Genomic DNA, 16,242 nt, shown 5'->3' on the forward strand with positions numbered 1-16,242 from the left:
CGGCTGCCGGAACGGGGAGGGGTGTGGGGAGCGGGCCATCGCTCCCCACACCCCTCCCCCCGTACGTGCGCGAATCCCGCGGGCGGGGACCGGCTCAGCCCGCCGCCGCTATGTGTTCCGGCGCCGTCGCGGCGGCCGTGAGCTCGACGTCCCGCCGTCGCCGCCGGGCCAGCGCCACCCGGCGCTCCGCGGCGGTGAGCCCGCCCCACACCCCGTACGGCTCGGGCTGCATCAGCGCGTGCTCCTGGCACTCCACCATGACCGGACACCGGGCGCAGACCCGCTTGGCGGCCTCCTCGCGGGCCAGCCGGGCAGCGGTCGGTTCCTTCGACGGGGCGAAGAACAGGCCGGCCTCGTCGCGGCGGCAGGCCGCATCGGAATGCCAGGGGCCCGCGTCGTCCTCCCGGGCGGGGGTCCGCTGGGCCGGAACGGCGGCGAACTGCAGAGGCTGATGCGACGGTTGCAGCACGGTCTACTCCTGACGACGGCTACGGCTTCGCGAGCGAGAGTCGATGCAGCACTCCCTACCCGCTGTGCGTACGCCTATGCACTGCGTGGCACCAGCGCGCGGTGCACCGGAATGCGCCCCCGCGGCTTTATGGCCGATTACCGGAGGTCGTGCGCCCCGCCGTATGCGCCGTATGTCGTGCGCCCCCGCCGTATTCAGTGGCCGAGATGTTTGCGCAGCCGCTGCTGGAGGTCAGCGACGAACTTGCCCCGCTTCGGCCTGGCTTCCACGCTGCCGAACACGGAATAGCCGTTGACCACGACGACCGGTGCTTCCGGGTCCGGCGATTCGAGCGTCCGCACTTCGAAGCTGCCGAAGACGCCCGTGCCGTTGCCGCGCAGGGAAATGTTCTCCGGCACCCGGACGTCGACGCTGCCGAAGATGGACGTCGCATTGATAACGGTGAGGCGTTGGCCGAAAAGCGCTTCGGTCAGATCGATCTCCACGCTGCCGAAGAGCGCGAAGGCGTTCGTCCGGCCGCCGACCCGCCAACGGCCCTTGCGGTTGGCGCTGCTGAAGACCGCGACGAGATTGTCCGCGGGGCCGTCGGGGGCCTCGGGGCCGTAGGCGTACGGCTGGGAGTCCGGGCGGGCCGTGGAGCCGGAGGCGGCGGGCAGGTCCCGGACCAGCGGCTGGAGTTCGCCGACGGTCTTGGCCCGGTAGACCAGGTCGATCCGCTCCGCGTGCTCGTCCGCCGTCAGACGACCCTCGGCCATCGCCTCCCGCAGGATGTCCGCGATCCGGTCGCGGTCGGCGTCGGAGGCGCGGATGCCATCGCCGTCCAGGGCTTCGGCGGGCGGCCGGGCGGCCGGCGCGTGGGGCTGCTGGGGCTGCTTCTCTAGGTCCACCGCCCCAGCGTACCCAAACGCGATAGATCGCGACTACCCCTCCAACCGGCGCGCCCCGGCCCCGCACCCGCCTTCCGGGGGCGGGATCCAGGTGAGCCTTACCTCACAGGATCCTCCCGGGGGCGGCGCTCTACCCTGGTGGATGCGCTGCCCGAGGGAGGTCAGCCGCCGTCACCGAGTGAGGAATGGCCGTCATGGCAGAGTTTGCGTACTCCGATCTGCTCCCCCTGGGGGAGGACACCACGCCGTACCGTCTGGTGACCGCCGAGGGTGTCTCCACCTTCGAGGCCGGCGGCCGGACGTTCCTCGAGGTCGCCCCGGAGGCGCTGCGCACCCTGGCCGCCGAGGCGATGCACGACATCTCGCACTACCTGCGCCCGGCCCACCTGGCGCAGCTGCGGCGGATCGTCGACGACCCGGAGGCGTCCTCCAACGACAAGTTCGTGGCGCTGGACCTCCTGAAGAACGCGAACATCGCCGCCGCGGGTGTCCTGCCGATGTGCCAGGACACCGGTACGGCGATCGTCATGGGCAAGCGCGGGCAGAACGTGCTGACCGAGGGCGGTGACGAGGAGGCCCTGTCGCACGGGATCTACGACGCGTACACCAAGCTCAACCTGCGCTACTCGCAGATGGCCCCGCTGACCATGTGGGACGAGAAGAACACCGGTTCCAACCTCCCGGCCCAGATCGAGCTGTACGCGACCGACGGCGGCGCGTACAAGTTCCTCTTCATGGCGAAGGGCGGCGGCTCGGCCAACAAGTCGTTCCTCTACCAGGAGACGAAGGCCGTCCTGAACGAGGCCTCCATGATGACGTTCCTGGAGGAGAAGATCCGTTCGCTGGGGACCGCGGCCTGCCCGCCGTACCACCTGGCGATCGTGGTCGGCGGCACGTCGGCGGAGTTCGCGCTGAAGACCGCCAAGTACGCCTCCGCGCACTATCTGGACGAGCTGCCCGCCGAGGGCTCGCCCACCGGGCACGGTTTCCGGGACAAGGAGCTGGAGGAGAAGGTCTTCGAGCTGACGCAGCGGATCGGCATCGGCGCGCAGTTCGGCGGCAAGTACTTCTGCCACGACGTGCGCGTGGTGCGGCTGCCCCGGCACGGGGCCTCGCTGCCGGTCGCCATCGCCGTGTCCTGCTCGGCCGACCGCCAGGCCACCGCGAAGATCACCGCCGAGGGCGTCTTCCTGGAGCAGCTGGAGACGGACCCGGCGCGCTTCCTCCCCGACACCACCGACGAGCACCTCGACGGGGCGGGCGGGGACGTCGTGGAGATCGACCTCAACCGGCCGATGGACGAGGTGCTGGCCGAGCTGACCAAGTACCCGGTCAAGACCCGGCTTTCGCTGACCGGGCCGCTGGTCGTGGCCCGCGACATCGCGCACGCCAAGATCAAGGAGCGGCTGGACGCGGGCGAGGAGATGCCGCAGTACCTGAAGGACCACCCGGTGTACTACGCGGGCCCGGCGAAGACGCCCGAGGGGTACGCCTCCGGTTCCTTCGGCCCGACGACGGCCGGCCGGATGGACTCCTACGTGGAGCAGTTCCAGGCGGCGGGCGGCTCGAAGGTGATGCTCGCCAAGGGCAACCGCAGCAAGCAGGTCACCGACGCCTGCGGCGCGCACGGCGGCTTCTACCTCGGCTCGATCGGCGGCCCCGCGGCCCGCCTCGCGCAGGACTGCATCAAGAAGGTCGAGGTCGTCGAGTACGAGGAGCTCGGCATGGAGGCGGTCTGGCGCATCGAGGTCGAGGACTTCCCCGCGTTCGTCGTCGTCGACGACAAGGGCAACGACTTCTTCACCGAGCCCGCCCCCGCTCCGACGTTCACCAGCATTCCGGTGCGGGGGCCGGGTCTCGGCTGACCCACGCTCCGTGGACGCCACCGGGAGGGCCCGTCCGCGCGGACGGGCCCTCCCGCGCGTTCTCAGCCGTCCAGCAGACCCGATGTCGCGACCAGATACCCCAGCTGCGCCCGGCTGTTGCTGCCCAGCTGCTCGGAGACCTTGCGCATGTGCTCGGCGACGCTGCGGCGGCTCATGCCGATCCGGCGGGCGATGGCGGCGTCCGTCTCACCGTTGACGACGGCCTGGAGGATGGTGCGCTGGAGGTCGGAGGTGACGACGGGGGTACGCAGCGGCGCGCGTTCGGGGCGGACCGGCACCGCGCGGGACCACGCCTCGTCGAAGTGGCGGACCAGGAAGCGGACCAGCGACGGGTGCTGGACGCGCAGGGCGGTGTGCGGTTCGTCGGAGAACGGGATGAGGGCGAGGTCCCGGTCGAAGACGATGAACCGGTCGGCGACCTCGGCGAGGGTCCTGACCTCGGCGCCCTCGGCGGTCACCTGCTCGATGTAGGCGAGCGTGGTGCGATCCGAGCGGACGGTGTGCTGGTAGAGGGTGCGCTGCCGGATGCCGCGGCGCAGGTTGCCCAGGTCGCGCGGGAGCGACTGCTCCAGGACGTGGGCGGGCCGCCCGCCGCCGGGGTGGGCGGTGCGGACCTCGGTGCGGCAGCCGCTGACCCCGGCGTCCAGGGCCTTGCCGATGACGGCCGTGCCGGAGAGCCGGGTGAGGACGGGGCGTTCCTGCCGGTGCATCTCGGCGTAGAGCCCCTCGAAGGCGGCGAGGGTGGCGCGGGCGGAGCGCAGGGTGCGGCGCTGCTCGACGATCGCCTCCTCGATCGGGGCGAGCGCGGCGAACGAGGCGGTCTCCGGCGGTACGGGGATGAGGTAGCCGGGTGACTCCTGGTCGGCCACCACCAGGTGCAGCGACCGCAGGCAGGGGGGCGCGGCGCCGGCCGGGAGGCAGCCCTCCGTCAGCGCACGGCGATAGGCCGCGAGCGCCGCCTCGCAGGGTTGTTCCGGTATCGACCGGTCCGAGGGTGATTCACGGCAATCACATACCGGTGAGGGGGAATGATCGTCCTTCACAAGGATGCAGATTACCTTTGTGCAATCGTGAGGCCCCCGTCCGGCGTCCGTGCTCGACGAGTATGTCCGGGTGACATCTGGAATGGGCAGTGCGGACGGGCCGAAGGCGGACGAGGCGGACGGCGGTGCCCGGAAGTCCCGGGAAGCTCAGGAGGCCCGGGATACCGCGGTCTCCGAGCGCCGCTTTCGATTCCTCGTCGCCGGATACGCGGTGTCTTCCTACGGCACTTTCCTGAATATGGTGGCGCTGAATCTCTTCGTCTACGAGACGACGGGCCGGGCGCTGGCCATGGGGCTGTTCATGGCGGTGCGGCTCGCCTCCGGATTCGTCGCCGGTCTGGTCGTGGGCGGTCTGCTCGCCCGTTTCAGCGCGAAAAGCATCATGCTGTGGGCCAATGTCGGGCAGGGCTCCGTGATGCTGGTGCTCATCCTGGCGCCGGACGGTCTGCTGACCGGGGCGCTGATGGCCGTCTCGGTGGTGATCGGGGCGTGCGGGACGCTGTTCATGGTGGCGTTGCGCAGTTCGATCCCGGAGATGGTCGGGGAGGACCGCAGGGCCTGGGCGAACTCCCTCTCGATCACCGGCCGTTCGCTGGCCATGGTGGCGGGGTTCGCCTCGGCGGGCGTGGTGGTGTCCCTCGTGGGGTACACGGCGGCCTTCGTCGTCGACATGGCGACGTTCGTGGCCTGCGCGGTGACGGTGGCCCTGCTGCCGATCGCCGGAGGCAAGGGAGCGGACGCCGCCAAGGGAGCGGACGGCAAGGGAGCGGACGGCAAGGGAGCGGACGGCAAGGGAGCGGACGGCACCGCCGCCGAGGGCTCCGGGGCCGGGAAGGACGCCCCGGGCGCCGCGTCCGCGAAGGGCGGCAGGCGCTGGCGGCCCGTGGCCTTCCTCGCGCTGGCCGCCGCACCCGGGATGGGCCTGATGGTGGCCCTGCGCGGGGTCGACGCGTTCGGCTCCTCGTCCCACAACGCGGCGCTGCCGATCTACTCCACCTCGCTCGACACGTCGAACCCCGCGGTGTTCGTCAGCGCGTTCTGGTGCGTGTGGGCGCTCGGCAACATCGGGGCCCAGCAGGTGATCCAGCGGTACGCGCAGCGCACCGGACGCTCCGTGGGGGCGCTCGGATTCGGCTACGGCACGGTGGTGATGTCGGCGGCGTTCATCGCGGCGTTCGCCGGGTTCCCGCTGGCCGTGACCGCGGTGATCGCGCTGATCGCGGGGGCTGCGGACGGCCTCACCGAGGTCGCGTACACCTCGCATCTCCAGACACTTCCGGCCACCTTGCGCGGCCACGCCTTCGGTCTTTCGGCCACTTTCGAGAACCTCGGCTTCGGCGTCGGCATGATCCTTGTGGCGGCGGCCCTCGACCGGTTCTCCCCGCTGGCCGTGGTGGGCTGGTCCCATGGCGCCGCCATCGTCGTCGCCGTGGTGTTCCTGCTGAGGGTGGCGGGAGTGCGGCGGGCGGGACGGGTGGGGCGTGCGGGGCGTGCGGGGTTGCGAAAGGAAGAGGCCGTTGAGGGACGACCGGATCGCGGTGATCGGGACGGCGCTGAGGTTTCCGGGGGCTGACACCCCGGAGACGTACTGGCGCGACATCCGGGCGGGGACCGGCCACGTACGCCGTTTCACCCGGGCCGAGTTCGCCGCGGCGGGGGTCCCGGCGGCGGAGTACGAGCGACCGGGGTTCGGCGGGGCGAGCGCGCTCCTGGCGGACGTGGACGGCTTCGACGCCGGGTTCTTCCGGATGAGCGGGCGGGAGGCGGAGCTGACCGATCCGCAGCAGCGGCTCTTCCTGGAGTGCTGCTTCCACGCCCTGGAGGACGGGGGTTACGCGGGCGGTGAGGGCCGTTGCGCGGGCGGCGACGGCGGCGCGTTGCGGATCGGGGTGTACGGCAGCTCCGGCTACCGCCTGTACTCACTGCACAGCTATCTGGCGGAGAACCTGGCGGCGGAGGCCGGCTCGTGCGACTGGATGACCGCCAAGCAGGTCCAGGTCGGCAACTACCCCGACTTCACCGCCACCCGCGCCGCCTTCCGGCTCGGTCTGACCGGCCCCGCGCTGACCGTCTCGACGGCCTGCTCCAGCGCTCTCGTCTCGGTCCATCTGGCCTGCCAGGCGCTGCGCGCCGGGGACGCGGAGCTGATGCTGGTGGGTTCCGCCGCCCTGCATCTGCCGGAAGTCACCGGCCAGGTCCCGGTGAAGGGCTCCACCCTCTCCCCCACCGGCACGGTCCGGGCCTTCGACGCGGACGCGGACGGCACGGTCGGAGGGAACGGGGCCGCCGCCGTCCTCCTCAAACCGCTGGCCCGGGCGCTGGCCGACGGCGACACCGTGCACGCGGTGATCCTGGGCTCGGCGGTCACCAACGACGGCTCGGACAAGACGACCAACGACCGTACGGGGAGAGGGGGTTTCGCCGCCCCCGGGGTCGCCGGGCAGCGGGACGCGGTGCTCGGGGCGCTGCGCGCGGCGGACGTGGACGCGGCGTCGATCGGCTACGTGGAGGCGCACGGCACGGGCACGCTGAAGGGCGACCCGATCGAGTTCGCCGCCCTGACCGAGGCGTTCCGCGCGCACACCGACCGGACCGGCTTCTGCGCGCTCGGCTCGACGAAACCGGCCATCGGCCACCTGGACAGCGCGGCGGGGCTCGCGGGGCTGATCAAGGCCGTCGAGGTGCTGCGGCACGGGGTGGTCCCGCCGCTGGTGAACTTCTCCCGGCCCAACCCGGCGCTGGCGGTGGAGGACAGCCCGTTCCTGCTGCCGGTTCGGGAAAGGGCCTGGCCGCTGGCGGGGGTGCGGCGAGCCGGTGTGCACTCCATCGGCATGGGCGGTACGAACGCTCATGTGATCCTGGAACAGGCGCCGGAGGCCCCGCGCAACGCGTCGGCATCCGGCGATGTGCCCGTGCCCGCACTGCTGCCGCTCTCGGCCGCGGACGGGGACGCGCTCCGGGCGTACGCCGCCGCCCTGCGGGACCGGCTGGCGGGCGGGTCGCCCCCCTCCCCCGCCGATCTGCTGACCACCACCGCCCTCGGGCGGCGGCTCCTGCCGCACCGGCTGGTCGTCACGGGTGCGGACCCGGTGGCCGGTCTCGACGCGTTCCTGTCCGGGGCGCCGGAGGGCGAGACGTACACGACCGGGGTCGCCGACGGCGTACGGGAGCGGCGGCCGGTGTTCCTCTTCAGCGGCCAGGGCGGCGGGCATCCGGGCATGGGCACGGAACTCGCCGCGCGTTTCCCGGTGGTGGCCGAGGTGCTCGATGTCTGCGCCCGGGTGTACGAGGAGGAGACCGGGCAGAACGACTTCCTGGACCGGATCGTCGGCGGGCAGGGCCCCGAGCGGTGGGACACCGCCTTCGCGCAGCCCGCCCTGTTCGCCCTCCAGATCGCCCAGGCCCGGCTGTGGGAACGGCTCGGGATCACCCCGGCCCGGGTCGCCGGGCACAGCGTCGGCGCGTACGCGGCGCTGTGCGTGGCCGGGGCGCTGGAGACCGAGGACGCGATGCGGCTGGTCTGCGGGCGCGGGCGGCTGATGCTGGAGCGGGCGGCCCCGGGCGCGATGGTCTCCGCGTTCGTCCCCCGGGCCCGGGTGCGCGAGCTGCTGGCCGCCGTCCCCGGGCTGGAGCTCGCCGTGGTCAACGGCGTCGGGCACCACGTTCTGGGCGGCCCGCCGGAGGCGGTGGACGCGGCACGGGTGCTGCTGGCGGCGCGAGGCGAGGCGTACGAGGTGCTGGCGGTGGACCGGGCGTTCCACACGGCGCTGCTCGACCCGGCGCTGGAGGAGTTCCGGGTGCTGGCCGACAAGGCGGAACTGCGGCCGTTGCGGACGGAGTTCGTCGACGGCATCGACGGCACGGTCCGCCCCGTCGGGTGGCGGCCGGACGCCGCTCACCTGGTCGCACAGGCCCGCCGCACGGCCGACTTCGCCGCCGTCCTGGACCGGCTGGCCAGGGCGCCCGAGGACGGTTCGCCGCAGGCCGGCTCCCCGCTGCTGCTGGAGCTGGGCCCGTCGGCCGTGCTGACGGGCCTGGTCCGCCGGTCGCTGCCGGACGCGGTCTGCGTACCGACGCTGCGGTGGGAGCGGGCGGTGGCCGCGCTGCACTGCGGTGGGGCCGGGGTGGACTGGGCCGCGCTGCTCGACCGCTGCGGCGGCCGGCGCGTGCGGCTGCCCACGTACCCCTTCCAGCGCCGGTCGCACTGGAGGGGCCCGGCCCCGTACACGCCCCCGGCACCGCCCGGCCCGCCCACCTCGCCCACCTCGCCCACGTCGCCCACCTGGCGCACGGAGCTGCCCGCGCCGACCGGCGGGGCCGCTCACTCATCCCCACGCTCCCCGGAGGACCGCATGACCGAACAGGCCGTACTGGACAGGGTGCTGGAGCTGACCGCGCGCCATCTCGGCCACCGGCCCGACGAGGTCGCCGCCGACCGCACCTTCGTCGGCCTCGGCGCGGACTCGCTCCAGCTCATCGGGATGGTGCGGCAGTTGGAGGCCGAGTTCTCCACGGAGATCAGCATGCGGGAGGTCCTGGAGGAGGCGGGCACGCCCCGGCTGACGGCGGCGCTGATAGCCGGGCGGAGAGCTCCGGCGGCACCCGTGTCCGTGGGGCCGACGCCTGCCCCCACGCCCGCGCCGGTCACCGACGCACCCGTCTACGCCACCCGGGCCGAGGTCGCCGCCCTGTCCGACCAGATACGCCAACTGGCCGAGACCCAGACCGCGATGCTCACCCAGCTCTCCGACGCCGTCGCTCTGCTGACCGCCCGCACCACCGGGACGGACGCCCGATGAGCGCGGAGATTCCCGAAGTCGCCGCCGGTCCGGACGCCGCCATCGGTGGGGCCGCCGCCGCGGCCGTGGCCCGGGCGGCGGAGCTGTCCCGCGCGCTCACCGCCCGGCTCGCGGAAGCCCGCCGCCAGGTCGCGCCGGAGGACACGAAGCCCACCGCCGGGGAGGCCGCCCACGGCCCCCGTCTGGTCGTGGACGCGGCGGGCGGGATGGCCGGGGCGGGGGCCGACGAGGCCCAGCGGGCCCACACCGCCTCCCTGGTCCGGCGGTTCACCGAGCGCACCCGCACCTCGAAGGAGCTGGCCCAGCGGCACCGTTCGGTGCTGGCCGACAGCCGCGCCGTCGTGGGGTTCCGGGACGCCACCAAGGAGATGCTCTACCCGGTCGCGGCCCGCTCGGCGCACGGCTCCCGGCTCACCGACGTGGACGGCAACACCTACACCGACATCACCATGGGGTTCGGCGCGCTCCTCCTCGGCCACGAGGCGGAGCCCGTCACCGACGCCGTGCGCCGCCACCTCGTCGACGGGCTGCGCTTCGGCCCCCGGTCCCCCGACACCGGGGAGGCCGCGGCCCTGCTCGCCTCGCTGACCGGCCTGGACCGGGTCGCCTTCGCCTCGTCCGGTACGGAGGCGAACTCGGCCGCGATCCGGCTGGCCCGCGCCGCCACCGGGCGCGACAAGGTCGTCATGTTCCGGGGCTCGTACCACGGGCACATCGACTCCGTCCTCGGCCGGCCGGGCGGGCCCGGGCAGCACGCCGTGCCCGTCTCCCGGGGCATCCCGGCCAGCGCGGTGGCGGAGCTGATCGTGCTGGAGTACGGGGCCCAGGAGTCCCTGGAGACGATCGACGCCCTCGGGGACGGCATCGCGGCCGTCCTCGTCGAGCCCGTGCAGTGCCGCAACCCGGGCCTGCGGCCGGTGGAGTTCGTCCGCTCGCTGCGCGAACTCACCGCCCGGCGGGGCATCGTGCTGCTCTTCGACGAGATGCTGACGGGGCTCCGCCCCCACCCGCGCGGCGCGCAGGAGCACTTCGGGGTGGTGCCGGACCTCGCCACGTACGGCAAGGCGCTCGGGGGCGGCTTCCCGATCGGCGCGGTGGCGGGGCGGGCGGATCTGCTCGACGGGGTGGACGGCGGGTTCTGGCGGTACGGGGAGCCCGGCGGCCCCTCGTGCGAGACCACGTTCATCGGCGGCACGTACATGCAGCATCCGCTGTCGATGGCGGCGGCCCGCGCGGTGCTCACCCACCTCACCGAGCGGGGGCCCGGGCTCCAGAGCGGGCTGAACGCCCGCACCCAAGCGCTCGCGGACCGGCTCAACGCCTTCTTCCGCGACGAGGAATTCCCGCTGGAGCTGGCCCACTTCGGGTCGATGTTCCGCTTCAGGCACCGTGCCGACCTGGAGCTGCTCTACCACCATCTCCAACTGCGCGGCGTGTACGTATGGGAGTGGCGCAGCTTCTACCTCTCCACCGCCCACACGGAGGAGGACGTGAGCCGGGTCGCGGAGGCGGTGGAGGGCTCGCTGCGGGAGCTGCGCGACGGCGGGTTCTTCCCCCGGTCCGCCCGTCCGGCCGCGGTGAAGCGGGCCGAAGCACGGCGTCCCGCACCCGACTTCGGCGTCTACTTCTTCGGCGACTATCCGGAGACCGGCGAGGCCGGCGAGAGCGACGGGAGCGGCGAGGCCGTCGGGAGCGGCGTCCCCGAGGCGTACGACACCGTCCTGGAGACCGCGCGCTTCGCCGACGAGCACGGCTTCTCCTCCGTCTGGCTGCCCGAGCGGCACTTCGACTCCTTCGGCGGGATCTTCCCGAACCCCGCCGTGCTCGCCGCCGCCGTGGCCCGGGAGACCGGGAAGATCCGGATCAACGCGGGCTCGGTGGTGCTGCCGCTCCACGATCCGGTGCGGGTCGCCGAGGAGTGGTCGGTGGTGGACAACCTCTCCGGCGGCCGGGTCGGCATCGGCTGCGCCACCGGCTGGCACGCCCGGGACTTCGTGCTGCACCCGGACCGGTTCACGGACCGGCGGCGGATCGCCTTCGACCACCTCGACGAGGTGCGCCGGCTGTGGCGCGGGGAGGCGGTGCGCCGGCGCACGGGCGAGGGCGCGGAGGCGGAGATCCGGATCCGGCCGCGCCCGGTGCAGCAGGAGCCGCCGTTCTTCCTGGCCACCTCCGGGCAGCGGGCATCGTACGAGGAGGCGGCCCGGCGCGGCCTCGGGGTCGTCACCAACCTGATGAGCCAGACCGTGGACGAGCTGGCCGCGAACATCGCGCACTACCGGCGTACGCGGGCGGAGTGCGGGCTCGACCCGGCGGCCGGGCGGGTGACGGTGCTGGTGCACACGTATCTCGGCGACGACCACGCCACCGCCCGGGCCGAGGCGCTGGAGCCGATGGTGCGGTATCTGCGGTCCTCGCTGCTGATGCGCTCGGCGGCCACCGCCGCGGGGTCCCGGCGCGAGGACGTGGCGGCGGCGGGCGAGGAGGACCTGGACTATCTGTTCCGCCGGGCGTACGACCGCTACTGCGACCAGCGGGCGCTGATCGGCACGCCGTCGAGCGTCGCCCCGTTCGTCGACGCGCTGCACGGGGCCGGGGTGGACGAGATCGCCGCGCTGGTCGACTTCGGGATGGACCGGGAGCGGCTGCGGTCGGGGCTGGAGCGCCTGGACGTGCTGCGCCGCCGCACGAAGGAGCGCGACGCCCGGCCCGAGGACACGGTCGCGCCCGCCACCTCGGCGCAGCGGCGGCTGTGGCTGGCCGCGCAGCTGATGGAGAACCCTGCGGCGTACAACGAGACGGGGGCCGTACGGCTGCGCGGTCCGCTGGACGTGGCGGCGCTGCGGGCGGCGGTGGACGGCCTGGTCGAGCGGCACGCGGGGCTCCGGACGGTGTTCCGGGCCGAGGAGGAGACGGGCGTCGTCCAGGTCGTGCGGAACGGGCTCCGCATCCCGTTGACGGTGACCGACGCCCGGGGGCAGGACGCCGAGCGGGCGATCGGGGCGCTGCTCGCCGAGGAGAGCGGCCGGGCCTACGACCTGGCCGGGGGGCCGCTGTTCACGCCCCGGCTGCTGCGGCTGGCCGAGGACGACCACGTCCTGGTGCTCGGTACGCATCACATCATCACGGACGCGCACTCGGCGGCGCTGATCGCCGGGGACCTCCAGGAGCTGTACACGGCGGCCCGCGCCGGCCGGACGCCGGCCTTCGACCGTCCCGCCGGGACGACCGTCACAGCCCCCGAGCCTCCGGCCGACGCGGCCGACCTGGCCTGGTGGCGCGAGCTGCTGGGCGACCGGCCGCCGGTGCTGGTCCTGCCCACGGACCGGCCGCGCGGTCGCCGGGTGGCGGGGCGCGGCGGGGCGGTGGCCCGGACCGTGGGCCGGGAGCGGGCCGACGAGCTGCGGGAGTGGAGCGGGCAGCAGGGCGTGACCCTCTTCGCCACGCTGTGCACGGCCTGGCAGCTGGTGCTGCGACGGCGGTCGGGGCAGGACGCGTTCCTGCTCGGCACGACGTTCGGGCGGCGGCCGCCCGCGACGGCGGACACGGTCGGGTTCCATGTGGCGCTGCTGCCGTTGCCGCTGTCCGCCACCGACGCGACCTCGCCGCCGGAGGCCGTACGGGCCACCGGGCAGGCGCTCTTCGCGGCGGACGAGCACAGTGGGGTCGACCTGGACGCGCTCCTGGCGGCCGTACATCCCGACCCGGGGAACCCGCGCCCCCTGGTGACCGTTTCGGTCGACCTCGACCGGGCGGCGCTGGCCGGAATCGACCTGCCGGGCCTGCGGGCCGAGGGCGTGGCGGCCGGGACGGAGTCGGCACCGCTGGAGCTGGCTCTGATGGCCACCCACGTGCAGGACGGGGGCCTGCGGCTGCGCTTGCGCTACGACGCGGACCTGTTCGACGCGGCGACGGCGGAGGGGTATCTCGCCGAGCTGGACGAGCGGTTGGACACGATGACGGAGCCGGACCCGGTGGAGCCGGACCCGGTGGAGCCGGACAGGACGGAGCCGGGCGCGCGGACGGCCTCCGGCACCGCCGTGCTCCTCCGCGAGGTCTGGGAGTCCGTCCTCGGCCGGCCGGGCTTCGCCGCCGACGGCAACTTCTTCGACCTGGGCGGCAATTCCATCGCCGCGATCCGCCTGGTGAACCGGGTCCGGGACACGCTCGGCGTCGACTACCCGCTGGCGGACTTCTTCGCCGACGCCACCCTGCGGGCCATGACCGAGCAGTTGGCGGGCGACCAGGAGACGGACGGGCCGGACACGGAAAGGCCGGACACGGAAAGGCCGGACACGGACGGGCCGGACACAGGCGGGCCGGACACGGGCGTCGTGGCCGTCGTCGACCGTGCCCGCGTCAGCGACCAGCAGGCCCGGATGATCGCCGGGCACCACGCCATGCCCGACCCCGCCGTATGGAACGTGCCGACGCGCATCACGTTCACCGGGGCGCTGGACCCGGCGGCCCTGCGATCCGCCGTGACCGAGCTGGTCGCCCGGCACGACGGGCTGCGGACCAGGTTCGTGCAGGAAGGGGCGCCGGACGGGACGTGGTGGCAGGAGGTGCTGGCACCGGAGCCGGTGGCACTGCCGGTGGAGGATCTGACCGGGCTGCCCGCCGGCGAGCGGCGGCCCCGGGCGGACGCCCTGTGCCGGGCCGACGCGGCGGCCCCCTTCGACCTGGGGCGGTCGCTCCAGCCCCGGACGCGGCTGCTGCGGGTCGAGGAGGACCGCTGGGAGCTGATGTTCGTTCTGCACCACGTCTGCGCCGACGGCTGGTCGCTGTCCCTGCTGCTCGCGGAGATCGCCGCGCTCTACACGGCGGCCGCCGCGGGCGTCCCGCACGGTCTGCCCGATCCGGCGATGCAGGCGCCCGGGTACGCCCGGTGGCAGCGGGAGCGGCACGATCCCGGCGCCGAGGCGGAGCGGGCCGCGTTCTGCGCCCGTTACCTGGACGGGGTGCCGTCCGCCGTCCCCGTACCGACGGACCGGCCGCGCCCGCAGAAGCTGAGCGGGCACGGGGACACCGTGCGCGGCATCGCGACGGGTGAGGTGCGGGCGGCGGTGGAGAAGCTGGCGGCCGAACGGCGCACCACCCCGTTCGCGGTCGCGGCGGCGGCCCTCGGGGTGTTCCTAACCCGGCTGTCGGGAGAGGAGGACACCTTGCTGAGCGTGCCGTACGCCAACCGCGAGGGCACCGCTTCGGAGTCGCTCGTGGCGATGACGTCCACCGCGGTGATGGTCCGCGTACGACTGGATTCAGCCAATCTTGACGAGACCTGCGCGGAGCTCGCGGTCCGTACGGGCGCGGGCGCGCTCGGTGCCATGGCGCACGTGCTGCCCACCGCGCGCATCATGCAGGCCATGCGGGACGCTGGCGCAGTCAGCGTCCCCGACCGGGTTCCGCACGTCCTGGCGTTCCAGAACTCCGTCGACACGGACATCGAGATCCCGGGGCTCCGGGTCGAGGTGGCCGATCTGGCACCGCCGCTTTCCCGCAGCGAACTGTGCTTCGGACTTGCGCCGCGACGGGACCCCGCGAAGGGTTATCGAACGTTCCTGGAATTCTCCACCGACCTGTGGGACCACACGACCGCCCACGACCTTCTCGCGTCGTACACCGACCTGCTCGCGGAGTTCAGCGCCCGGCCCGACCGGCCGGTGCGGGAACTCCTCGGGGAGCGCCCCCGGCAGGGGCCTCCGGGCCGAGGCTCCGGAGGCTCAGCCGGGGACGCCAGCGCCGGGCCCGACCAGCCCGGCGGACCGTCACCCTCCCAGTCACTGCCGAACACCGGAAAGGCGGACGCCGTATGACTCCGGCCCCCCACCGCAGCCACACCGACGACCTGCTCGCCTTCATCGCCGCCAGCCCTTCCCCGTACCACGTGGTGGCCAGTGCGGCCCAGCGTCTGGAGAAGGCCGGGTTCCGCGAACTGCGCGGCACGGACGACTGGACGGGGGCGACCGGCGGTTGCTTCGTCAGCCGCGCCGGTGCGCTGATCGCCTGGTACGTCCCCGAGGGCGCGCCCGCCCACACCCCGTTCCGGATCGTCGGCACCCACACCGACTCCCCCAATCTGCGGATCAAACCGGCGCCGGACACCGGGACTTCGGGGTGGCGGCAGATCGGTGTGGAGATCTACGGCGGGGTCCCGCTGAACACCTGGCTCGACCGGGACCTGGGCATCTCCGGCCGCCTCGCCCTGCGCGGCCCCGACGGCGCCCCGCGCAGCCGGCTCGTACAGATCGACGAACCCCTGTTGCGGGTGCCCCAGTTGGCCATTCACCTGGACCGCTCGGTGAACGAGGGCGTGGCCCTGGACCGGCAGCGGCACATCGCGCCGATCTGGGCGCTGGGCGACCCGCGGGAGGGCGAGCTGCTGCGCCGGGTCGCTTCGGCCGCCGGGGAGGACCCGGCGGATGTGCTGGGCTGGGACCTGATGTTGCACGACGTCCAGCCGCCCGGATATCTGGGCCTGGACCAGGAATTCGTGGTGGCGTCCCGGCTGGACAACCAGGTCTCGGTGCACGCCGGGGTGACCGCGCTGGTGGACGCGGCGACGGGGGCCACGCAGCCCTCCTTCGTACCGGTGCTGGCCGCCTTCGACCACGAGGAGGTCGGCAGCGGTTCCGAGACGGGTGCGCAGAGCCCGCTGCTGGAGCGGATCCTGTCGCGGTCCGTGTCGGCGCGCGGCGGCAGCGACGAAGACTGGTCGCGGGCGCTGGCGGGCGCGTTCTGCGTCTCCGCCGACATGGCGCACGCGGTCCACCCCAACTACGCGGAGCGGCACGACCCCGACCACCGCCCGATCCCCAACGGCGGCCCGACGGTCAAGGTGAACGTCAACCAGCGGTACGCCACCGACTCCACCGGCTTCGCGGTGTTCACGGCGGCGGCCGAGCGGGCCGGGGCCCCCTGGCAGCCGTTCGTCTCCAACAACGCGATGCCCTGCGGCACGTCGATCGGCCCGCTCACGGCGGCCCGCCTCGGCGTCACCACGGTGGACGTCGGGGTGCCCGGCCTGTCGATGCACTCGGCGCGCGAGCTGTGCGGGGTGCGCGACCCGGGCTACCTCGCCGCGATCCTCACCACGATCATGGTCGGGGACTGACAGGCCCGCCCGGCCCCACCGACGGGCGCGGCATCCGGAAGAAC

Annotated in this window: 8 protein-coding genes; 5 read left to right on the forward strand and 3 right to left on the reverse strand. The window is 73.7% G+C overall.

Annotated features, from left to right (window positions below; all coding sequences use genetic code 11):
- Window positions 1–94: 94 nt before the first annotated feature.
- Together N7925_RS11675 and N7925_RS11680 are read right to left on the reverse strand one after the other, a co-directional pair.
- Window positions 95–469 (reverse strand): WhiB family transcriptional regulator, encoded by a 375-nt coding sequence (locus N7925_RS11675; protein WP_265599590.1) that lies wholly within the window; start codon window positions 467–469, stop codon window positions 95–97.
- Window positions 470–663: 194 nt separating this feature from the next.
- The gene (locus tag N7925_RS11680; RefSeq protein WP_265599591.1) at window positions 664–1,356 is read right to left on the reverse strand and encodes a DUF1707 SHOCT-like domain-containing protein; all 693 of its coding nucleotides are present in this window, start codon (window positions 1,354–1,356) and stop codon (window positions 664–666) included.
- A 194-nt stretch (window positions 1,357–1,550) separates the two neighbouring features.
- Between N7925_RS11680 and N7925_RS11685 the strand changes: the two genes are divergently transcribed.
- Window positions 1,551–3,221, forward strand: a complete 1,671-nt coding sequence (locus N7925_RS11685) for a fumarate hydratase (RefSeq protein ID WP_274343821.1) — start codon at window positions 1,551–1,553, stop codon at window positions 3,219–3,221.
- Between the two features lie 62 nt (window positions 3,222–3,283).
- Here the strand turns inward: N7925_RS11685 and N7925_RS11690 are convergent, their stop codons facing one another.
- Complete coding sequence (locus tag N7925_RS11690) at window positions 3,284–4,285, reverse strand: LuxR C-terminal-related transcriptional regulator (RefSeq protein ID WP_331616551.1); 1,002 nt, start codon at window positions 4,283–4,285, stop codon at window positions 3,284–3,286.
- An 82-nt stretch (window positions 4,286–4,367) separates the two neighbouring features.
- Between N7925_RS11690 and N7925_RS11695 the strand changes: the two genes are divergently transcribed.
- From N7925_RS11695 to N7925_RS11710, 4 genes are read left to right on the forward strand one after another with little or no spacing between them, the layout of a single operon-like run.
- Window positions 4,368–5,858 (forward strand): MFS transporter, encoded by a 1,491-nt coding sequence (locus tag N7925_RS11695; protein ID WP_274346438.1) that lies wholly within the window; start codon window positions 4,368–4,370, stop codon window positions 5,856–5,858.
- Complete coding sequence (locus tag N7925_RS11700) at window positions 5,803–9,084, forward strand: type I polyketide synthase (RefSeq protein ID WP_274343823.1); 3,282 nt, start codon at window positions 5,803–5,805, stop codon at window positions 9,082–9,084. Before N7925_RS11695 ends, N7925_RS11700 begins: the two co-directional genes overlap by 56 nt.
- Window positions 9,081–14,900 carry a MupA/Atu3671 family FMN-dependent luciferase-like monooxygenase gene (locus N7925_RS11705; protein ID WP_274343824.1) on the forward strand — a complete coding sequence of 1,940 codons (5,820 nt, stop codon included), beginning with the start codon at window positions 9,081–9,083 and terminating at the stop codon, window positions 14,898–14,900. Before N7925_RS11700 ends, N7925_RS11705 begins: the two co-directional genes overlap by 4 nt.
- Window positions 14,897–16,198, forward strand: a complete 1,302-nt coding sequence (locus N7925_RS11710) for a M18 family aminopeptidase (protein ID WP_265599596.1) — start codon at window positions 14,897–14,899, stop codon at window positions 16,196–16,198. The genes N7925_RS11705 and N7925_RS11710 overlap by 4 nt, the downstream gene beginning before the upstream one ends.
- The last annotated feature ends 44 nt before the right edge of the window (window positions 16,199–16,242 follow it).

Source organism: Streptomyces sp. CA-278952 (genome assembly GCF_028747205.1).
GTDB lineage: Bacteria > Actinomycetota > Actinomycetes > Streptomycetales > Streptomycetaceae > Streptomyces.